The sequence below is a fragment of the Ruegeria sp. BG7 genome, assembly GCF_056535685.1.
On sequence record NZ_JBQFIU010000001.1, the window covers coordinates 256,537 to 276,168 of the forward strand.

Sequence of the window (19,632 nt, forward strand, 5' to 3'; positions counted from 1 at the left end):
TGTTGTTTTTGAACCGTGGTTTATTCCGGCAGGATAACTGCGTCGACCACGTGAATCACGCCGTTGCTTGCCTCAATATCGGCCTGCACAACCTTGGCATCATTCACTTTTACACCGTTTTTGGCGTTAACACTCAGCCGGTCACCCTGAACGGTCAGAACCTTGGCGCGCTTGCCAGCAATGTCGCCAGACATCACTTTGGCCGGCACAACGTGATAAGTCAGGATCGATACAAGCTGATCTTTGTTCTCGGGCAGCAGCAGGGATTCCACCGTACCCTCGGGCAAAGCGGCGAACGCCTCGTCAGTTGGGGCAAAAACGGTGAATGGGCCATCGCCCTTCAACGTGTCAACCAGACCAGCGGCCTGAACGGCAGCAACCAAAGTGTTGAACGATCCGGCGGCAACGGCCGTGTCGACAATATCAGCGGCCTGCGCCTTAAGCGGCATGGCAAATGCAAGTGCGGCGGCTGCGCCCATGAATGTGCGACGGAACATAGCTGTCTTCTCCTCTCCAGCGTGTTATGGAAAGGGGTACGGACCTTTTGCCGCAGCGGATCACTCTGAAATCATTTTTCTTTGAGTTGCACCCAGATGCTCTGTGCTCGTCCTTCAGTCAGAAACGGTAAGGCGGCAACGGCATCCGGGCGTTCCTGTTGAAGGTAATACCCCGGCCAAAGCATTGAATACGCACCAGATTGCAGCAACGCGTGCAACATGTACTGCTCTCCCCAACCGGGGCAATCATAGAAGAAACGTTTGGGATATTCGTAGGGTAAAAAAACATCGTGCACATGAATGACCACGCCGGGTTTCAACGCCGGAATGATGCGGCAGAACAGATGGGCGACGTCATTGCTCATCCGTACAACGTGGCTTGAATCGATGAACAGAACGTCTCCGGCTTCAAGCTCGGCAAAAAGCGACGGGTCAACTTCTTCAAGACGTTTTTGTTCGAAGTGGTCCACGACATGCGCAATGTCGGCCCGCGGGTATGGGTCAATGGCAGTGATCCTGGTGTCCAACCCGCCGTCAATAATCGCTTGCCTAGTCACGCGGGTTGAGTTCCCGCACCCCACCTCGATCACGCGCTTGGGCTGAAAGCGGCGGATCATCAGATACAACGCATCTGCATCCGGGCTGTCGTAGTAGCCATTGCCTGTGCGATAGCCAGTCTGATTGCGCGCCGGGTCTTTCAACGCCTGCAGATCCGCCTTGTGACGATCATATTCCGCCACCAGTTGTTCGACATCGAAACCTTCCATACCCGGAGATAATGCGTAGGCCGGGCGTGTCAGCCCTCCGGCAGCTTCAAAAGCCTCAAGCCGCGCGCGTTCATCCTGTTCGGTAACCTTGTCGATCAGCCTCACCCCCAACTCGTCCAGAGCGGCGTTAATCTTTGGGAATTTTCTGGGTTTCACGGCGATGGCTCCACGGTTTGTGCTGATCCGTTCCTTACAATTGCCGCCCGTACCAGTGCAAGGACAAGCCGGGCAAACCCTTGGCAAAAGGCAAATTTCCGTATTCACTGGATCGCACGACAGACAAAGGGGTCGCCATGCAGCAGGAATTCACACTGGGCATTGAAGAAGAGTACCTTCTTGTGGATCGCGACAGCCTGCAATTGTCCGAAGCGCCCGAAGCGCTGATGGAGGCCTGTCAAAACGATTTCGAAGGTCAGGTGAGCCCCGAGTTCCTGCAATGTCAGATTGAAGTCGGAACGCGCCCGCACACAACCATCGCCTCGGCGCGGGAAGACCTCAAACGCCTGAGATCTTGCGTGTCAAAACGGGCTGCTGACTACAATCTGTCCCCCATCGCTGTGTCCTGTCACCCCTTTGCCAACTGGAAGGATCAACACCACACCCGTAAGGAACGGTATGACGCGCTGCAACACGCGTTAGGAGGCGTGGCGCGTCGCATGTTGATCTGCGGGATGCATGTGCATGTGGGGGTCGAAGACCCTGCCCTGCGCGCCGATCTGATGCCGCAGCTGTCTTACTTTTTGCCGCATCTTCTGGCCCTATCCACATCGTCTCCCTTTTGGAGCGGCGAGGATACCGGCCTATCCTCATACCGCTTGACCGTGTTCGACAACCTGCCCCGAACCGGCCTGCCCCCAGTTTTTGGCAGTTGGGCCGAGTATGAGCGCACCACAGGTATACTTGTCGAACTGGGCGTAATCGAGGACACGACCAAAATCTGGTGGGACCTGCGCCCGTCGCATCGCTTCCCCACGCTCGAAACCCGGATCATGGATGTACAGCCCCGACTGGAACACACGCTGTCCTTGGCGGCCCTCGTTCAGGCACTGACCCGAATGCTGTGCCGACTAAAAGACCGTAACTTGCGCTGGCGGCAATATGATCGCTTCCTGATCGGAGAAAACCGCTGGCGCGCGCAAAGATATGGCGTGGGCGAAGGGCTGATTGACTTTGGCGACCGCTCAGTCAAACCGATGTCCGAACTGATTGGCGACCTGATGGGGTTGTTGGCCGAAGATACCGAAGCGCTTGGCACGATGACCGAACTGGCGCGTCTACGGCAGATTGCTGAAAACGGCACCTCAGCCACCCGTCAACGCCGGGTTCACGCCGAGGCTGTCGCGCGCGGAGACGACCCCGGGCAAGCCGTCGTGCGTCACCTGATCGAGGAATTTCACGCGGATCTCTAGGCTGCTCCGCCCTCTTCGCGACCCATTGTTGAGCCTGCAAAATTTCTGTAAGAATTCGGAAATAAACAACCGTTCAATTCATTGCCGACGGGAGGGAACGCCATGGATTTCGCACTCAGCGAGGAACAGACAGCCATTTTCGACATGGCCTACGCGTTTGGGCAGGAAAATATCGCACCCTTTGCGCGGCAGTGGGAATCCGATGGCACCATTCCAAAAACCTTGTGGCCACAGATCGGCGAGCTTGGCTTTGGGGCTTTGTATGTATCCGAGGACAGCGGCGGTTCGAACCTGACCCGCCTGGATGCCACCTTGGTATTCGAGGCGTTGTCGATGGCCTGCCCTTCGGTCGCAGCGTTCCTGTCGATCCACAACATGTGTGCCAAGATGTTGGACAACTTCGCGGATGATGACCTGAAGGCACGTATCATGCCCGATGTTCTCAGCCTCAATACGGTGCTGAGCTATTGCCTAACCGAACCCGGTTCCGGCTCTGATGCGGCGGCCTTGAAGACACGCGCTGAGCGTACGAACGAAGGCTATACGTTGAACGGCACCAAGGCGTTCATCTCAGGCGGCGGATATTCCGACGCCTATGTCTGCATGGTGCGTACCGGCCAAGATGGCCCCAAGGGCATTTCCACCGTTTATATTGAGGACGGCACACCCGGACTTAGTTTTGGAGCACTGGAGGAGAAAATGGGCTGGAAAAGTCAGCCCACCGCGCAGGTGCAGTTCGACGATTGCAAAATCCCGGCTGGCAACCTTGTCGGCACCGAAGGCGACGGGTTCAAATATGCTATGATGGGCCTCGACGGCGGGCGACTGAACATTGCGGCCTGTTCGCTTGGTGCCGCTCAGGCCGGTTTGGATATGACGTTGCAATACATGTCTGAACGCAAGGCGTTTGGGCAATCCATTGATCAGTTTCAGGCCCTTCAGTTCCGACTGGCGGATATGGAGATTGAATTGCAAGCAGCACGGACCTTTCTGCGTCAAGCTGCTTGGAAACTAGATAACGGCGCGCCCGACGCCACGAAATTCTGCGCCATGGCCAAGAAGTTCGTAACCGAAACTGGATCGAAAGTGGTAGATCAGTGCCTGCAACTGCATGGTGGTTACGGATATCTTGCCGATTACGGCATCGAAAAGCTTGTGCGCGATCTTCGAGTTCATCAGATACTGGAAGGCACGAATGAGATCATGCGCTTGATCGTATCACGCCAGATGCTTGCCAACCGCTGAGGCCCCAATGTCAGACATCGAAATCCGCACCACAGGACGTGCCGGACGCATCACCCTGACCCGTCCACATGCTCTGAACGCACTGAGTTACGAGATGTGCATGGCGATCGACACGGCGATGCGCAACTGGCGCGAAGACGATGCCGTTGACCTGATTATTCTGGACGCCGAAGGGGAAAAAGCCTTCTGCGCGGGCGGTGACATTGCCGAGCTTTATGACACCGGCACCAAGGGCGATTACGCCTACGGACAGACATTCTGGCGCGACGAATACCGCCTGAATGCGATGATCTTTGAATACCCCAAGCCGGTCGTCAGCTTTCTTCAGGGCTTTACCATGGGCGGCGGTGTCGGCATTGGGTGCCACGGAAGCCACCGCGTTGTCGGGGAAAGTTCAAAGATCTCCATGCCCGAATGCTCGATTGGCCTGGTGCCGGATGTGGGCGGATCGCTGATGCTGGCGCTCGCCCCCGGTCGGTTGGGCGAGTTTTTGGGAACGACTGGGTTCCGAATGGGCCCTGCGGATGCAATTCTGGCAGGGTTCGCGGACCATTACATCCCTCAATCACACTGGTCCGATTTGATTGAGATGCTTGAGGCCTCTGGCGACGCAGGGCTGATTTCGCAACATGCCGAAACACCACCCGCCGGAGAACTGGCCGGGTTGCAGGCCGACATTGATCAGTATTTCTCGGGCGAAACATTAGGCGACATCGTGACAAGCCTGCGCAACAGTGAGCAGGCGTTTTCACAGAAAACCCTGTCGACGCTGGGAAAAAACGCCCCCCTTTCCACGGCTTGTACGGTTGAAATGCTGCACCGTCTGCGCGGCCCCGCTTTGTCCATACGACGCGCCCTGGAGTTGGAATACCGTTTCACCCACCGGTCGATGGAACATGGTGACTTTCTAGAAGGTATTCGCGCGCAAATCATCGATAAAGACCGCAGCCCGAACTGGCAGTTTCCCGATATGAACGTCCCTTTGACGGCCGTTTCGAAAATGCTTCAACCACTGGGCGCGGATACCCTGACTTTTGAGGAGGACTAAAAGATGCAAATCGGTTTCATTGGGCTGGGAAATATGGGCGCGCCCATGGCGGCCAACCTGGCAAAGGCCGGGCATCAGGTTCTGGGGTTTGATACCGCAGGCGTCAATGTAGAGGGTGTCACCCACGTCGAAACGGCGTCTGACGCGGTCGTGGGTGCTGATGCGGTCATCACCATGCTGCCAAACGGTGCTATTCTAAGGGCCGTTGCGGATCAGGTCATTCCTGCCATGTCGAAAGGGGCTGTGTTAATCGACTGCTCGACAGTTGACGTGGACAGCGCGCGTGCGGTTGCGGATCAGGCTATGGGAGCCGGACTTTTGTCCGTGGATGCGCCAGTTTCCGGCGGTATCGGCGGTGCGGCGGCAGGTACGCTGACGTTCATGGCCGGCGGATCGGAAGACGCATTCTCAAAAGCTGCCCCCCTGTTCGAGATCATGGGGCAAAAAGCGGTTCACTGCGGCGAATCCGGGGCCGGACAAGCCGCCAAGATCTGCAACAACATGATCCTTGGCGTCACCATGATTGCCACCTGCGAGGCTTTTGCACTGGCAGACAAACTGGGACTGGACCGTCAAAAGATGTTCGACGTGGTCAGCACGTCGTCAGGCTATAGCTGGACGATGAACGCCTATTGCCCCGCCCCCGGCGTTGGCCCGCAAAGCCCTGCTGACAATGACTACACGCCTGGATTCGCTGCCGAGCTCATGCTGAAAGACCTCCGTCTCAGCCAGCAAGCAGCAGACAGCGCTGATGCGGATACACCGATGGGTCAAATCGCGACTGCCCTGTACGAACAATTTGTTGAAAATGAAGACGGATTGGGCCGGGATTTCAGCGCGATGCTACCACGTTTTGAAAAACGTGGGCGCGAAGAGTAACGTCGGCGGCCTTTTGCCCAGCCGTTTGACAGACAGGCGGCAGGAGGCCATCTAACCGTCATGTTCCAAGGCGTCTTCAGCCTGTTCGCAAAGGAAAGCGGCATGACACAATCCCTGGTGACAATTGCGATGCTTGCGGTCATGGCGCTTGCCCCAGTTACAGCCATGGCCAAAAACAAAAACGGACATTGCCCACCGGGTTTAGCCAAGAAATCTGTTCCTTGCGTGCCTCCTGGGCAGGCAAAAAAGATTTATAGAAACGGTGATTTCATCCGAAACGATTATCGTTGGGTCGACAATCCCTATCGCTATGGGCTGAACCGAAACTATTCCTACATCCGCGCTGGCGACTATGTGTACCGGGTCGATCCCGATACACGTAAAGTGCTGAACCTGATCGGTGCGGTCGCCGATATTCTGAACTGAGCTGGCGTCGCTGCAGCTATTCTGCCGCGACGCGCGCGTTGTCCAACATCGATTTCAGATAGCGACCGGTATGACTGCGCTCGACCATTGCGACATCTTCGGGTGTGCCTACGGCAACAATCTCACCACCGCCATCGCCACCTTCGGGACCAATGTCGATGATATGATCCGCAGTTTTCACCACGTCCAGATTGTGCTCGATCACAACAACCGTGTTCCCCTGATCGACCAGTTCATGCAGCACTTCCAACAATTTGCGCACATCTTCGAAATGCAGACCCGTGGTCGGTTCATCCAGGATATAAAGCGTCCGTCCGGTTGACCGTTTCGACAATTCTTTGGACAGCTTCACGCGTTGCGCTTCGCCACCAGACAGCGTGGTGGCTTGTTGCCCAACCTTGATATAGCCGAGCCCAACGCGGGCCAAAGCATCCATCTTATCGCGGATCGACGGCACGGCCTTGAAGAACTCCTGCGCGTCTTCCACGGTCATATCAAGCACGTCCGCGATGGATTTGCCCTTGAACTTGATTTCAAGCGTCTCGCGGTTGTAGCGCGCGCCTTTGCAAGTCTCACAAGTCACGTAGACATCGGGTAGAAAGTGCATTTCGATCTTGATGACACCGTCACCCTGACATGCCTCGCACCGACCGCCCTTAACGTTGAAACTGAACCGGCCCGGCTTGTATCCCCGCGCTTTCGCCTCGGGCAGTCCAGCAAACCAGTCGCGGATCGGGGTGAAAGCCCCGGTGTAAGTGGCTGGATTCGAACGCGGAGTCCGTCCAATCGGCCGCTGATCAATGTCGATGACCTTGTCCAGATGCTCAAGCCCCTTGATCGTCTCACACGGCGCTGGAGTTTGTCGCGCACCATTCAGGCGCATCGATGCGGTTTTGAACAGTGTCTCAATGGTCAGCGTAGACTTGCCGCCACCAGACACCCCAGTGACACACACAAACTTGCCCAAAGGAAACTCGGCCGTGACATTCTTGAGGTTGTTACCAGTGGCTTTCACCACAGTCACTTTCTGCTTTTTGCCCGCGCGCCGTTCGGCCGGAACCGCGATTTCACGCGTCCCCGCCAGATATTGCCCGGTGATCGAGGCCGCATCACCCGTGATGTCCGCAGGTGTACCATGACTGACGACCTGCCCCCCGTGAACACCCGCTCCGGGGCCAATGTCGAACACATAGTCGGCCTCGCGGATGGCCTCCTCATCATGTTCGACAACAATCACTGTGTTGCCCTGATCCCGAAGGTTCTTGAGTGTCCCCAACAACCGGTCATTGTCGCGCTGGTGAAGACCAATTGACGGCTCGTCCAACACATAAAGAACCCCAGTCAGACCCGAGCCGATTTGGCTGGCCAAACGAATACGCTGGCTTTCACCACCAGACAGCGTTCCACTTGAACGTGACAGCGTAAGGTATTCCAAACCAACGTTATTCAAAAACCCAAGGCGTTCGCGAATCTCTTTTAGAATAGCGCGTGCGATTTCATTTTTCTGGGCGCTCAGATGGTTCGGCGCGTCCTCAATCCAGGCCAGAGCTTCCCGGATTGACATCTGCACCACCTGCCCGACATGCAGACCCGCGATCTTGACCGCCAGAGCCTCGGGCCGCAGGCGATAACCCTCACACGTGCCGCATGGGCGGTTGTTCTGGTACCGTTCAAATTCCTCGCGAATCCAAGCGCTGTCCGTTTCACGATAGCGGCGCTCCATATTCGGGATCACGCCTTCGAAACTGCGCGTCACCTGATAAACGCGTCCGCCTTCGTCATAGCGGAATTGGATCTCTTCATCGCCAGAGCCGCGCAGGAAAACCTGCTGCACCTTCTGGGGCAGGTCTTTCCACGGCGTGTTCTTGTCGAACTCATAATGACGTGCGATGGCTTCGATGGTCTGAAGGAAATACGGAGACTTACCCTTGCGCCACGGCGCCAAGGCCCCGTCATAGAGTTTCAGCGACTGATCAGGCACCACAAGTCGCTCGTCAAAGAACAACTCGACCCCCAACCCATCGCAATCGGGGCAAGCCCCAAATGGCGCGTTGAAGGAAAACAGACGCGGTTCGATCTCGGGGATGGTAAACCCGCTGACCGGGCAGGCAAAGTTCTCGCTAAAGGTGATCCGCTCCGGATCGCCCTCATGCGGGGCCGTTTCCAGAATCGCAATACCGTCTGCCAGATCCAAGGCTGTGCGCAGGCTGTCGGCCAAACGGGTCTCCATACCCTCTCGCACAACCAGTCGGTCCACCACCACGTCGATGTCGTGGCGGAATTTCTTGTCCAGTGTCGGCGGTTCATCCAGTTCATAGAACTCACCATCGACCTTAACGCGCTGGAACCCTTGTTTGCGCAGTTCCTGGAACTCTTTTTTGTACTCACCTTTGCGGTCGCGCACGATGGGGGCCAGCAGGTAACCTCGCGTGCCCTCCTCCATGGTCATGATCCGATCTACCATGTCCTGTACCTGCTGCGCCTCGATCGGCTGTCCGGTTACAGGGCTATAGGGTGTTCCGGCGCGTGCAAACAGCAGGCGCAAATAGTCGTAGATTTCCGTAACCGTCCCAACAGTTGAACGCGGGTTCTTGGACGTTGTTTTCTGTTCGATGGAAATCGCCGGGCTCAGGCCGCTGATGTGATCCACATCGGGCTTTTCCATCATATCGAGGAATTGACGCGCATAAGCTGACAGGCTTTCGACATAGCGCCGCTGCCCTTCGGCATAGATGGTATCAAACGCCAGAGAGGACTTGCCCGAACCAGACAAACCGGTGATCACCACCAGCTGATCCCGCGGGATATCAACGTCGATGCTTTTGAGGTTATGCTCGCGCGCGCCGCGCACCTCGATATTCTTCAGCTCAGCCATTTCCGGCCCCCAACAAATACGTCCCTCAGAAATAGGCGAGCAGAGCTGAGTCTCCAACAGAAAAGTTAGAACAAACTGTGAACAGACGGATTATTGCCGACACTTCCTGACATCATGCACAGCTACAATGCGCCAAGCGATCTGTTTCAGTGACGCAGGATGTTTTTTGAAGGGAAAATGGCGCGGTTGACGGGGCTCGAACCCGCGACCCCCGGCGTGACAGGCCGGTACTCTAACCAACTGAGCTACAACCGCGCATCTATTTTCGTGGCCTTTACCCTGGACCAAGGAGTGCAGCGATGGCGCGGTTGACGGGGCTCGAACCCGCGACCCCCGGCGTGACAGGCCGGTACTCTAACCAACTGAGCTACAACCGCCCGCTGCACGTTCATTGCTGAACGTTGGGGTGTATTATGGCTACGCTCGGGCAGCGTCAAGCGGCGTTTTGAAGTTTTTTGTCAGAATCCAGATTTTTGTTTGCCCGCCGTTTTTTGCACGCAGAACAAAGCCAAATCCACTTGCAGCCGAACCACAGGACAGATATCAACGCGTCCCATGGGTGATTAGCTCAGTGGTAGAGCGCTTCGTTCACATCGAAGATGTCAGGAGTTCAAATCTCTTATCACCCACCATTCCCGATCTAAGATTACGCTTGAAATTGAAAGGCTTGCCAGCTCGCGACCTGGATGACTATCGTGCACTATCGGCCAAGCCTTGTGCCGACAGCAACGTCAGAGGTCATCATGGCAGAGCTTAAGCGGGACATTGGCCTGATCGGACTGACCTTCATTTCGGTTGGAGGAATCATCGGTTCGGGCTGGTTGTTCGGCCCCCTTCTGGCGGTTCAGCACGCCGGGCCTGCGGCCATCCTCTCTTGGCTGATCGGTGCGGCTGCGATGTTCATCTTGGCAATTACATTCGCGGAAATTTCGGCCATGCTGCCCATCCCCGGCGGAATTGCCCGGGTCCCGCAGTTTTCGCACGGCAATATCGTTTCGATGGCCATGGGGTGGACGGCATGGATTGGCTATAACACCACTGCCCCCATTGAGGTGGAGGCGATGCTGAAATACCTCGCGCCTTACGCCCCCTGGCTGCACGCTGCCGATACGGGCGATCTAACAGGAGCCGGAGTTTTTGTAGCCCTTGTCTTCATGCTGCTTTTCGTTGCGGTCAACGCGCTTGGGGTCAAGTTCTTCACACATGTAAATGCGGCGCTGACCTGGGCAAAGATAGCTATTCCAGTGGTCCTGTCCGCATTGCTGATTGCCAGCCGTTTCAATGCCGAAAATTTCACACAACCGGACGGCTTTGCACCATATGGGTCGCAGGGAATCATGGCTGCCGTTTCGACCGGAGGCGTCATTTTCTCGTTCATAGGTTTCCGACATGTCGTTGATATGGCGGGTGAAGTGCGCAATCCAAAGTTCGCCATCCCCGCAGCATTGGTCCTGTCGATTATCATGTGCGCCGCAATCTATCTTGGCCTCCAGGTAGCTTTCATCGGCGCGCTGGATCCATCACTGCTAACCAATGGTTGGGCACAGTTGAATTTTGGCGGCGAAGGCCCGTTAGACGCTGTAATCATGTCGGTTGGATTGGTCTGGTTCATCAGCCTGTTGAACGTCGGATCAGTCGTTGGCCCCTTTGGCAACGGATTGGTCGCGACCGGGTCGAATGCCCGTATTGCCCTTGCCCTGTCCCAAAACGGTTTTCTGCCAAAACGTTTGCAAAACCTGTCTTCGTTTGGGGTTCCGGTATGGGCCTTGGCGTTGAATTTTTTGATCGGGACCCTGTTCCTTTTGACCGTTCCCTTTACCACCGTCATTGCCCTGAACGGCGCCGCTATTGTTTTGTCATTCGCAGTTGGCCCAATCGCCGTGGTTTGCCTAAGGGATCTTCTTCCCGACCAACCCCGTTCGATCCGCATTCCAGCGGTACGTCTGGTCGCGTTGACCGCCTTCGCAATTGCAACACTAATAGTGTATTGGAGCGGTTGGGACACCGTCTGGCGCCTTGGGATCGCGCTGATCGTCGGAAAAATTCTGCTGCTTATCCGGTTCCGAGGGCGCCTTGATGAAATGGACCTGACCGAAGCCGTTTGGTTGATGCCTTATTTTGCCGGACTCGGGTTAATCTCATTCCTGGGTCAATTCGGAACCGGGGCTTTGAAACAGATCCCGTTTGGGTGGGATATTCTGCTTTGCGTCGTGTTTTCCGCCATCATCTTCGCGCTGGCCATACGTTCAGCGCTGTCGGATGAAAAATTCATGAAATACATAGCGGAAGAAGAAATACTTGATCCAAAACAGCCTGTAATCGGACTATAAAAAAGGCAGAGCACCGCTCTGCCTTTCCCCGTTTTTTGTATACGCAGCCTAGTGCGCTGTAGCAGATGCATCCGCGGATTTGGTTGAAGCAGCAGCCGCAGCTGCAGCTTCCTCTGCCGCTTCGTCCCACTCAATCGGCTCGGGTGTACGCACCAGCGCCTGTTCGAGAACTTCCGAGACATGTTTGACAGGAATGATCTCCAACCCTTCCTTCACATTGTCCGGGATATCCGCCAGATCCTTTTCGTTCTCTTCCGGGATCAGGACTGTCTTGATACCCCCGCGCAGGGCCGCCAGCAGTTTTTCTTTCAAACCACCAATCGGCATTGCGTTCCCGCGCAGTGAAACCTCACCAGTCATCGCGATATCTTTGCGCACTGGAATGCCAGTCAGCACTGAAACAATCGACGTCACCATCGCAAGACCAGCCGACGGACCATCCTTGGGCGTCGCCCCATCCGGCACGTGGACGTGAATGTCGATCTTGTCGAACTGTGGCGGCTTCACCCCGATCTTGGGCGAGATGGACCGCACATAAGACGAAGCCGCATCGATAGACTCCTTCATCACATCGCCCAGCTTACCCGTGGTTTTCATCCGCCCTTTGCCCGGCAGTTTCAGCGCCTCGATGTGCAGCAGATCGCCGCCAACCGAGGTCCAGGCCAAACCTGTTACAACACCGATCTGATCATCCTGCTCGGCCAGCCCATACCGGAACTTGGGCACACCCAAAAACTCATCCAGATTTTCCGGCGTAACTTCAACGGTTTCCGCCTCTTTCTTGATGATCTTGGTCAGCGATTTCCGCGCCACTTTGGCGATTTCACGTTCAAGGTTCCGAACGCCCGCCTCACGGGTGTAGGTGCGGATGATCGATTGCAGCGCCTCATCTGTCAGTTCAAATTCCTTGGCCTTCAGGCCATGATTTTTGACCTGCTTGCTGATCAGGTGCTGTTTTGCGATCTCGCTCTTTTCCTCTTCGGTGTAACCGGCCAGCGGGATGATCTCCATCCGGTCCAGCAGAGGCCCAGGCATGTTATAGCTGTTCGACGTGGTCAGGAACATCACGTTGGACAGGTCATATTCGACCTCCAAATAGTGGTCCATGAACGTGCTGTTCTGTTCCGGGTCCAACACTTCCAACATCGCCGAGGCCGGATCGCCACGGAAGTCCTGACCCATCTTATCGATCTCGTCGAGCAGAATGAGCGGGTTCGTGGTTTTCGCCTTTTTCAGCGCCTGAATGATCTTGCCGGGCATCGAGCCGATATAGGTCCGACGGTGACCCCGAATCTCGGATTCGTCGCGCACACCACCCAGCGAGATGCGAATGAATTCGCGCCCCGTGGCTTTTGCAACTGACTTACCCAACGAGGTCTTACCCACGCCCGGAGGGCCAACAAGGCACAGGATCGGGCCTTTCAGCTTTTTTGAACGCTGCTGAACCGCGAGGTACTCAACAATACGCTCTTTGACTTTCTCAAGCCCATAGTGATCTGCATCCAGAATGTCCTGCGCACGACCCAGATCCTTTTTGACGCGGGATTTGGTGCCCCACGGCAGCGACAGGATCCAATCCAGATAGTTGCGTACGACTGTGGCCTCAGCCGACATCGGGCTCATGTTGCGCAGCTTTTTCAGCTCGCCCTCGGCCTTTTCGCGCGCCTCTTTCGACAGCTTGGTCTCGGCGATTTTCTCTTCCAGTTCGGCAACTTCGTTGCTGCCGTCCTCGCCATCGCCAAGCTCCTTCTGAATGGCTTTCATCTGCTCATTCAGATAATATTCGCGCTGCGTCTTCTCCATCTGGGATTTGACGCGGGTTTTGATCTTTTTCTCGACCTGCAGAACCGACATCTCGCCCTGCATCAGGCCATAGACCTTCTCAAGCCGCTCACTGACGCTGAGGGTTTCCAGAAGTTCCTGCTTTTGCTCAACTTCAATGCCCAAATGACCTGACACAAGGTCAGCCAACTTGGCGGGCTCGGTGGTTTCACCCACGGCCGCCAGCGCCTCTTCGGGGATGTTCTTGCGCACTTTGGCATAGCGCTCGAACTCATCCGCGACAGTGCGCAGCAGGGCTTCGGTTGTTGTTACATCACCGGGAATTTCGGTCAAATATTCGGCACGGGCTTCGAAAAACTGTTCGTTTTCAAGAAACTCGGTAATCTGCACACGTGCCTGCCCTTCGACCAGCACCTTCACGGTGCCATCGGGCAATTTCAGCAGTTGCAGAACATTGGCCAAAACGCCCGAGCGATAGATACCGTCTACGTCGGGATCATCGACACCGGGATCGATCTGGCTGGACAAAAGAATTTGCTTGTCATCCTGCATTACCTCTTCCAGCGCGCGGACCGACTTATCACGGCCTACAAAAAGAGGCACAATCATATGCGGGAACACCACAATATCGCGCAGCGGCAGGACGGGGTATGAGGAATTCAGAGGCTCTTGCATGCTCTATCCTTATCGTTGGCAAGACGGCGCTTGTCCCTCATCGAGGCAACATTTGGCCGTCTCCTGTCTTGGACGATAAAGGTGGGGCCTCATCGCCCTTTTTCAACCTTACCGCCGTGTATCGTGTTTCAGCATGAACCGAGGTTTTCGGGACTGCAAGACGTCCAAGGAACATATCCACCGAAATTAACACGACATGCATAGGCAACATGCACTTCAAAGGTCAGAACACCCGCTGCACTGCGCGAGACAAGAAAAACCCGTGACCGTCTTGGTTGCGACATTCCAGACCTTTTGTCGAAGAGCTGCAGGTGAATCCTCCTAACTGACCAGTGACCCCATATTCCGCACGATCATAGCCATCTTTGTTACGATTCAGCGGCTGGCACAACAACTCTACCGGGCCGGTGTCGAACATCAGAAAATCATGCCCCCAGTCCGATTGACAATTCGCGGGGCGCTGCATCGCAGGAGGGCCGGATTTTTCTATGATAGTACATTGAATATCCGAGGACGACGCGCTTTCCCCGACCGAGCACTGAATGTTTTCTGATGGGGTTTCAAAAGTCCAGACATCTGACATGGCTGGCGTCGCGCAGAAAATTGCTGCGCCGAGAACAAGGCGAAACATGAAAAACTCTCCGGGGTCATTAACTAAAATGGCATTGCTTGAAGTGGCCCCAGAATACCAGGAAACCAAGCAATAGTCACCCGAAGGGAAAGGTTACAAGGGTTCAATATCGCCTTGCGCACGCTGCGCGTGAAACTCGGCCTGCCAGACGTCAAAGGTTCCCGCAGCAATCGCATCGCGCATGCCCTGCATGATCTCTTGGAAGTAATGCAGGTTGTGCCAGGTCAGCAACATGCCCGAGATCATCTCGTTTGCCCGAAATACATGGTGCAAATAGGCGCGCGAATAGTTCGAACAGGCGGGACATGTGCAGTTCTCATCCAGCGGGCGTGGGTCATCCGCATGGCGCGCGTTCTTGATGTTGACCACGCCGCGACGAGTGAACACTTGCCCCGTGCGACCCGAACGCGACGGCAACACACAGTCCATCATGTCGATCCCACGCGCGACGGCGCCAACGATATCGTCGGGCTTGCCGACACCCATCAAATAACGTGGCTTGTCTTCAGGCAGAAAGTCGGGGGCGTAGTCCAGACAGCCAAACATGGCCTCCTGCCCCTCACCCACGGCCAGCCCGCCTACTGCATAGCCTTCGAACCCAATGGATCTAAGTGCTTCGGCGCTTTCTTCACGCAAGTCCTGCTCCAGACCACCTTGCATGATGCCAAAAAGGGCGTGACCCGGACGATCCCCAAACGCGTCACGCGACCGTTCGGCCCAACGCATCGACAACCGCATGGACTCGGCGATGCGATCCCGGTCGGCGGGCAGCGCGGGGCATTCGTCAAAACACATCACAATGTCCGAGCCCAACAAGCGCTGAATCTCCATTGACCGCTCGGGTGTCAGTTCGTGTTTTGATCCGTCGATATGAGATTTAAAGGTCACGCCCTTTTCGGTCAGCTTGCGCAGCCCTGCCAAGGACATGACCTGAAACCCGCCCGAGTCGGTCAGAATGGGGCGGTCCCAGTTCATGAACTTGTGCAACCCGCCCAAACGATCAATCCGTTCCGCTGTTGGACGCAGCATCAGGTGATAGGTGTTGCCCAGCAGAATATCCGCCCCGGTGGCACGCACACTTTCGGGCATCATTGCTTTGACCGTCGCGGCTGTGCCCACAGGCATAAAGGCCGGCGTCCGCACCTCTCCGCGCGGCGTGCTGATCACACCCGTGCGTGCCTTGCCGTCTGTCGCCTTAAGCTCAAATGAGAATTTCTGCGTCATGTCATCGCCTCGGATCGCCGAACCGGGCAGGCTTTGCCCGATCCGTTCCGTCTTTGCAACCCGTCAGGGCAGCGAGGACACGCGGTCGGTGAAAAGACGAACAACACCTGCCCCGTCCACATCGCGACACACCCGGATCGCAGGTCGTTCAGGATCTGGCTGTGTCGCCCCCATTTGATCGCCTTCAGTGACAACCCGCAGCCCGGTTTCAACCATGTCGAACATAGGTTGATGGGAACACGCGATCACAGCTGTTGAGTCGTGCAGGCCGCAGCCTTCCAGCCCCCCGATCTCTTTGTAGAACTTCAGATAGAACCGAGAGATATCGCGCAGAAACGCCCCCATATCGGGTGACTTTTGCGCCAATGCTTCGAAGTCCGCCGTTTCGTACAGCGTCTTCAGGGTCACGTCCAATCCGACCAGAACAGTGTTGGGCGGTGCGGAAAAGACCTCTTCAGCGGCAAGAGCGTCGTGATAGATATTGGCTTCGGCGTGCCGGGTGATGTTGCCCGGGCAATAGACCGCGCCCCCCATGATCACCAGTTCGCGCAGGTTGCCTGCAAATTCCGGGTCCAGGCGCATCGCGTTTGCAATATTGGTCAAGGGACCCACGGCGCAGACCACCAGTTCGCCCTTGTGGGCTCGGGCCATCTCAACCAGAAACGCGGCTGCTGGCAATGCGTGGTTCTCTCCAATCTCCGGGATTTCGGTCAAATCACCAAAACCTTCGCGGCCGTGAACGTGCTCTGACGGGGCGTGTGTGTCCGCCCCAATCGGCACCGCAGCTCCTTCGGCCACATGCAAGTCCAACCCCAGCTTGTGAAGTAAAAACCGCGCGTTGCGGCTGGATTGGTGAACATACGTGTTTCCAAACACCGTGGTAAGACCGATCAGGTCAATTTCCGGTGCGGCGGCGGCATAAGCAATGGCCATGGCATCGTCGATGCCGGGATCAGTGTCGATAATCAGTTTCATCCCCGCCCGATACCGCAAACGCTGTTGGATGCAAAGCCGCCACAGCGGCAAATTTCCAGACCACTTTCGTACGTTCAGGCATTTGCATACCGGCCCGTTCCACTCATACCAGAGTTGAAATTGGGCGACTCAATCCCAATATGTATACCATAGTACACAAAACTAAGAGGACAGAATGATCGAAGATCAAATCATCGGATTGATTTCGTCAAACATTGTTTTGCTACTGGCCGCTGTGCTGGTGATTGTTGTTATTCTCAAAGGCATCAAGATTGTGCCGCAGTCTGAGAAATACGTGGTTGAGCGGTTCGGCCGCCTGCATTCGGTGCTTGGCCCCGGCATCAACTTCATCGTTCCGTTTCTGGATGTTGCACGCCACAAAATCTCGATCCTCGAGCGCCAGTTGCCCAATGCGACACAAGACGCAATCACCAAGGACAACGTTTTGGTGCAGATTGATACCTCGGTCTTCTACCGTATTCTCGAGCCGGAAAAGACGGTTTACCGCATCCGGGACGTAGACGGCGCGATTGCAACCACTGTAGCCGGGATCGTGCGCGCCGAAATCGGCAAGATGGATCTGGACGAGGTACAATCGAACCGCGCGCAGTTGATCACACGCATTCAGGAAAGCGTCGAAACCGCCGTTGACGATTGGGGTATCGAAGTCACCCGCGCTGAAATTTTGGATGTGAATCTGGATCAGGCCACGCGTGATGCCATGCTGCAGCAGTTGAACGCGGAACGTGCCCGCCGCGCGCAAGTGACCGAGGCCGAGGGTCAGAAACGCGCCGTGGAGCTGCACGCTGATGCCGAACTTTATGCCGCTGAACAAACCGCCAAGGCCCGCCGCATTCAGGCCGAAGCCGAAGCCTATGCTACGGGCGTGGTCGCCAAGGCCATTCAGGACAACGGGATCGAGGCCGCGCAATATCAGGTTGCTTTGAAACAGGTTGAAGCCCTTAATGCTTTGGGCAACGGTTCTGGCAAGCAAACCATAGTTGTGCCCGCAAACGCGCTTGAAGCATTTGGAGATGCGTTCAAAATGCTGAAGGGAGGAAAATGATGGCTGATCCCTTTTGGCTGACCTGGTGGATCTGGCTGGCCGCAGCGCTGGCGCTGGGGATTCTCGAGATTGTTCTGCCAGGGTTTATCTTTCTTGGCTTCGCCATTGGCGCAGCGATTACGGGTCTTGTTCTCGTGATTCCGGGCCTGACAATGTCACTGCATGTCCTCGCGCTGGTCTTTGCAGTGCTGTCGTTGATCGCATGGCTTGTCTTGCGCAAACTCTTTGCGCTGCCGCATGGTCAGGTCAAAACCTTCAAGCATGATATTAATGACTGAATCGCGATGGCGCTCGTCTGAGCGCCACGCCACCACTGGACGCTGTTGCGGCTATTCCCTATATAATCAGTCAGGCAACTGACCCGAGGCAAAGATGACTCACCCGAGCGAACAGTTTGAAGGCACCCCGCTGATTGCGCCGTCAACAATTGAACACCCACTGTACGACGCCGTGGTCGAAGCGTGCCGCACAGTCTACGACCCGGAAATCCCGGTCAACATCTATGACCTCGGCTTGATCTACACGATTGATATTACTGCGGATAACGCAGTTAAGGTGATCATGACCCTGACCGCGCCCGGCTGTCCCGTCGCCGGTGACATGCCCGGCTGGATCGTGGAAGCAATCGAACCGGTCGCGGGCGTCAAAGAAGTTGACGTTGAACTGACCTGGGAACCGCCCTGGGGCATGGAGATGATGTCAGACGAAGCGCGACTGGAACTGGGCTTTATGTAAACCTAAAGCCCTGCGCTTTGCCTGTTTGCCCGAATGCATATCAATTTAGATTGCAGGTTTCTTTGATTTCTGCCGCCCGGTCGCTCAGCGCTTTGACATAGTCGCCAGACAGCATTTGCAAGTGTTTTTGCTCGGTTCCCGTGACCAGACCCAGCAAAGCCCCAGCAGGAGTCAGCGAGGCAACGCTTTCCAATTGCTTGTCTTCGGCATGTTTCTTTTCGGCTTCAATCGCGCGCAGATCGCCCTCGGCTGTTGCACAGTTGACCGGATGCCTTTCAGCGTCCGTGGCGGCTGATGCATCCCCGGATGGGAAACCGGCAACCGCCAGAGCAAAGATCGATCCTTGCAGAACAGGTTTAGAAACGCTCAATAACTTATTCATAACAATATCCTTTCCATCCCAAAATGTTCTCTCCCAACACTGCAATCTGCGTGTTCAGACACAGCTAAACCCGCTTTCTGGCGCAATGCAAGGTTGCAGGGCGTCAACCTTGCATCGCAATATGAGCGTTCTTGCGTAAATCTTTAACCCGGTCGATCTTGAGCCTGCGACCATTGAGCCCTAAATTGAGTAGGACGCGCGACAACGGAGACTTACATGTTCGGCATCCCCGGCAAACAGGCTGTGACCATGACGCCTAAAGCCGCAGAGCAGATCACCCGCCTGATGAATTCAGGCGGTCACGCTGGCCTGCGCATTGGCGTCAAGAAAGGCGGCTGTGCAGGCATGGAATATACCATGGAATATGTGGATCAGGCAGATCCGCATGACGAGGTTGTCGAACAAGATGGTGCACGGGTGATGATCGCACCGATGGCGCAAATGTTCCTGTTCGGAACCGAGATCGACTACGAAGTGTCGCTGCTGGAATCAGGGTTCAAGTTCAAGAACCCGAATGTTGTTGATTCCTGTGGCTGCGGTGAATCGATCAAGTTCGACGAAACCATCGCTCAGCAAAGCTAAATCATCGATCGAGGCACCATTCCCTGTCAGGTCTGCAAGCGGAATTGTAAGATTGCGCAGACAATGCTATCCGCATCCTTAAATCATCGAATGATCAGGGAGAT

Annotated in this window: 18 protein-coding genes and 3 tRNA genes; 11 read left to right on the forward strand and 10 right to left on the reverse strand. The window is 55.8% G+C overall.

The genetic code is table 11. The features are described from left to right. Nucleotides 1-20 precede the first annotated feature (20 nt). Together ACR3EH_RS01300 and ACR3EH_RS01305 are read right to left on the reverse strand one after the other, a co-directional pair. Nucleotides 21-497 carry a fasciclin domain-containing protein gene (locus tag ACR3EH_RS01300; protein WP_171105223.1) on the reverse strand — a complete coding sequence of 159 codons (477 nt, stop codon included), beginning with the start codon at nucleotides 495-497 and terminating at the stop codon, nucleotides 21-23. A 71-nt stretch (nucleotides 498-568) separates the two neighbouring features. After that, nucleotides 569-1,420, reverse strand: coding sequence for a class I SAM-dependent methyltransferase (locus ACR3EH_RS01305; protein WP_171675539.1), 852 nt, complete (start codon nucleotides 1,418-1,420; stop codon nucleotides 569-571). Between the two features lie 137 nt (nucleotides 1,421-1,557). Between ACR3EH_RS01305 and ACR3EH_RS01310 the strand changes: the two genes are divergently transcribed. The 5 genes from ACR3EH_RS01310 (at nucleotide 1,558) to ACR3EH_RS01330 (ending at nucleotide 6,271) form a co-directional block, all read left to right on the forward strand. After that, nucleotides 1,558-2,673 carry a carboxylate-amine ligase gene (locus ACR3EH_RS01310; protein ID WP_171183627.1) on the forward strand — a complete coding sequence of 372 codons (1,116 nt, stop codon included), beginning with the start codon at nucleotides 1,558-1,560 and terminating at the stop codon, nucleotides 2,671-2,673. A gap of 102 nt (nucleotides 2,674-2,775) precedes the next feature. After that, nucleotides 2,776-3,918: an acyl-CoA dehydrogenase family protein gene (locus tag ACR3EH_RS01315; RefSeq protein WP_171183010.1), complete on the forward strand. Its 1,143-nt coding sequence runs from the start codon at nucleotides 2,776-2,778 to the stop codon at nucleotides 3,916-3,918. Nucleotides 3,919-3,925: 7 nt separating this feature from the next. Then, the gene (locus ACR3EH_RS01320; protein WP_171183008.1) at nucleotides 3,926-4,966 is read left to right on the forward strand and encodes an enoyl-CoA hydratase/isomerase family protein; all 1,041 of its coding nucleotides are present in this window, start codon (nucleotides 3,926-3,928) and stop codon (nucleotides 4,964-4,966) included. A gap of 3 nt (nucleotides 4,967-4,969) precedes the next feature. Then, on the forward strand, nucleotides 4,970-5,845 hold the full coding sequence (gene mmsB, locus ACR3EH_RS01325) for a 3-hydroxyisobutyrate dehydrogenase (protein WP_171183006.1): 876 nt from the start codon (nucleotides 4,970-4,972) through the stop codon (nucleotides 5,843-5,845). Nucleotides 5,846-5,947: 102 nt separating this feature from the next. Then, nucleotides 5,948-6,271 (forward strand): hypothetical protein, encoded by a 324-nt coding sequence (locus tag ACR3EH_RS01330; RefSeq protein ID WP_171183004.1) that lies wholly within the window; start codon nucleotides 5,948-5,950, stop codon nucleotides 6,269-6,271. Between the two features lie 16 nt (nucleotides 6,272-6,287). On the opposite strand, the gene uvrA is transcribed toward ACR3EH_RS01330, so the two are convergent. The 3 genes from uvrA to ACR3EH_RS01345 all read right to left on the reverse strand — a co-directional run bounded on the left by uvrA (nucleotide 6,288) and on the right by ACR3EH_RS01345 (nucleotide 9,523). Beyond that, nucleotides 6,288-9,146 (reverse strand): excinuclease ABC subunit UvrA, encoded by a 2,859-nt coding sequence (uvrA, locus tag ACR3EH_RS01335; RefSeq protein ID WP_171183003.1) that lies wholly within the window; start codon nucleotides 9,144-9,146, stop codon nucleotides 6,288-6,290. A gap of 178 nt (nucleotides 9,147-9,324) precedes the next feature. Then, a tRNA-Asp gene (locus ACR3EH_RS01340) sits at nucleotides 9,325-9,401 on the reverse strand. Between the two features lie 45 nt (nucleotides 9,402-9,446). Continuing rightward, nucleotides 9,447-9,523, reverse strand: a tRNA-Asp gene (locus ACR3EH_RS01345). Between the two features lie 180 nt (nucleotides 9,524-9,703). Between ACR3EH_RS01345 and ACR3EH_RS01350 the strand changes: the two genes are divergently transcribed. Next, a tRNA-Val gene (locus ACR3EH_RS01350) sits at nucleotides 9,704-9,778 on the forward strand. Between the two features lie 63 nt (nucleotides 9,779-9,841). Next, nucleotides 9,842-11,476, forward strand: coding sequence for an APC family permease (locus tag ACR3EH_RS01355; RefSeq protein WP_371810724.1), 1,635 nt, complete (start codon nucleotides 9,842-9,844; stop codon nucleotides 11,474-11,476). Between the two features lie 48 nt (nucleotides 11,477-11,524). On the opposite strand, the gene lon is transcribed toward ACR3EH_RS01355, so the two are convergent. From lon to ACR3EH_RS01375, 4 genes are all read right to left on the reverse strand, one after another. Then, on the reverse strand, nucleotides 11,525-13,933 hold the full coding sequence (gene lon, locus ACR3EH_RS01360) for an endopeptidase La (protein WP_171089769.1): 2,409 nt from the start codon (nucleotides 13,931-13,933) through the stop codon (nucleotides 11,525-11,527). Between the two features lie 223 nt (nucleotides 13,934-14,156). After that, entirely contained in the window at nucleotides 14,157-14,564 is a 408-nt protein-coding gene (locus ACR3EH_RS01365; protein WP_171675537.1) for a DUF6636 domain-containing protein, read from the reverse strand. Between the two features lie 93 nt (nucleotides 14,565-14,657). Further along, nucleotides 14,658-15,788, reverse strand: a complete 1,131-nt coding sequence (gene tgt / locus ACR3EH_RS01370; RefSeq protein ID WP_171182997.1) for a tRNA guanosine(34) transglycosylase Tgt — start codon at nucleotides 15,786-15,788, stop codon at nucleotides 14,658-14,660. A gap of 63 nt (nucleotides 15,789-15,851) precedes the next feature. After that, on the reverse strand, nucleotides 15,852-16,763 hold the full coding sequence (locus ACR3EH_RS01375) for a nucleoside hydrolase (protein WP_171182995.1): 912 nt from the start codon (nucleotides 16,761-16,763) through the stop codon (nucleotides 15,852-15,854). A gap of 175 nt (nucleotides 16,764-16,938) precedes the next feature. Between ACR3EH_RS01375 and ACR3EH_RS01380 the strand changes: the two genes are divergently transcribed. The 3 genes from ACR3EH_RS01380 (at nucleotide 16,939) to ACR3EH_RS01390 (ending at nucleotide 18,564) form a co-directional block, all read left to right on the forward strand. Continuing rightward, a complete protein-coding gene (locus tag ACR3EH_RS01380) occupies nucleotides 16,939-17,829 on the forward strand; it encodes an SPFH domain-containing protein (protein WP_171089763.1) in 891 nt (296 codons plus the stop codon). Continuing rightward, nucleotides 17,829-18,107 carry an NfeD family protein gene (locus ACR3EH_RS01385; RefSeq protein ID WP_171089761.1) on the forward strand — a complete coding sequence of 93 codons (279 nt, stop codon included), beginning with the start codon at nucleotides 17,829-17,831 and terminating at the stop codon, nucleotides 18,105-18,107. The genes ACR3EH_RS01380 and ACR3EH_RS01385 overlap by 1 nt, the downstream gene beginning before the upstream one ends. 94 nt (nucleotides 18,108-18,201) lie before the next feature. Beyond that, entirely contained in the window at nucleotides 18,202-18,564 is a 363-nt protein-coding gene (locus tag ACR3EH_RS01390; protein WP_171174302.1) for an SUF system Fe-S cluster assembly protein, read from the forward strand. Between the two features lie 40 nt (nucleotides 18,565-18,604). Here ACR3EH_RS01390 and ACR3EH_RS01395 read toward each other — a convergent pair whose 3' ends face one another. Beyond that, the gene (locus ACR3EH_RS01395; protein ID WP_171675535.1) at nucleotides 18,605-18,946 is read right to left on the reverse strand and encodes a hypothetical protein; all 342 of its coding nucleotides are present in this window, start codon (nucleotides 18,944-18,946) and stop codon (nucleotides 18,605-18,607) included. Nucleotides 18,947-19,162: 216 nt separating this feature from the next. Here ACR3EH_RS01395 and ACR3EH_RS01400 point away from each other — a divergent pair, with 216 nt between their 5' ends. Beyond that, nucleotides 19,163-19,528, forward strand: coding sequence for a HesB/IscA family protein (locus tag ACR3EH_RS01400; RefSeq protein WP_171089755.1), 366 nt, complete (start codon nucleotides 19,163-19,165; stop codon nucleotides 19,526-19,528). Nucleotides 19,529-19,632 lie beyond the last annotated feature (104 nt).

What these genes read in the sequence shown, in the direction of transcription:
- mmsB (WP_171183006.1), top strand. Translation starts at nt 4,970, where the DNA reads ATGCAAATCGGTTTCATTGGGCTGGGAAATATGGGCGCGCCCATGGCG.
- uvrA (WP_171183003.1), bottom strand. Translation starts at nt 9,146, where the DNA reads ATGGCTGAGCTGAAGAATATCGAGGTGCGCGGCGCGCGCGAGCATAAC.
- ACR3EH_RS01320 (WP_171183008.1), top strand. Translation starts at nt 3,926, where the DNA reads ATGTCAGACATCGAAATCCGCACCACAGGACGTGCCGGACGCATCACC.
- ACR3EH_RS01400 (WP_171089755.1), top strand. Translation starts at nt 19,163, where the DNA reads ATGTTCGGCATCCCCGGCAAACAGGCTGTGACCATGACGCCTAAAGCC.
- lon (WP_171089769.1), bottom strand. Translation starts at nt 13,933, where the DNA reads ATGCAAGAGCCTCTGAATTCCTCATACCCCGTCCTGCCGCTGCGCGAT.
- ACR3EH_RS01310 (WP_171183627.1), top strand. Translation starts at nt 1,558, where the DNA reads ATGCAGCAGGAATTCACACTGGGCATTGAAGAAGAGTACCTTCTTGTG.
- ACR3EH_RS01375 (WP_171182995.1), bottom strand. Translation starts at nt 16,763, where the DNA reads ATGAAACTGATTATCGACACTGATCCCGGCATCGACGATGCCATGGCC.
- ACR3EH_RS01300 (WP_171105223.1), bottom strand. Translation starts at nt 497, where the DNA reads ATGTTCCGTCGCACATTCATGGGCGCAGCCGCCGCACTTGCATTTGCC.
- tgt (WP_171182997.1), bottom strand. Translation starts at nt 15,788, where the DNA reads ATGACGCAGAAATTCTCATTTGAGCTTAAGGCGACAGACGGCAAGGCA.
- ACR3EH_RS01380 (WP_171089763.1), top strand. Translation starts at nt 16,939, where the DNA reads ATGATCGAAGATCAAATCATCGGATTGATTTCGTCAAACATTGTTTTG.
- ACR3EH_RS01390 (WP_171174302.1), top strand. Translation starts at nt 18,202, where the DNA reads ATGACTCACCCGAGCGAACAGTTTGAAGGCACCCCGCTGATTGCGCCG.
- ACR3EH_RS01365 (WP_171675537.1), bottom strand. Translation starts at nt 14,564, where the DNA reads ATGTTTCGCCTTGTTCTCGGCGCAGCAATTTTCTGCGCGACGCCAGCC.
- ACR3EH_RS01385 (WP_171089761.1), top strand. Translation starts at nt 17,829, where the DNA reads ATGGCTGATCCCTTTTGGCTGACCTGGTGGATCTGGCTGGCCGCAGCG.
- ACR3EH_RS01330 (WP_171183004.1), top strand. Translation starts at nt 5,948, where the DNA reads ATGACACAATCCCTGGTGACAATTGCGATGCTTGCGGTCATGGCGCTT.
- ACR3EH_RS01315 (WP_171183010.1), top strand. Translation starts at nt 2,776, where the DNA reads ATGGATTTCGCACTCAGCGAGGAACAGACAGCCATTTTCGACATGGCC.
- ACR3EH_RS01395 (WP_171675535.1), bottom strand. Translation starts at nt 18,946, where the DNA reads ATGAATAAGTTATTGAGCGTTTCTAAACCTGTTCTGCAAGGATCGATC.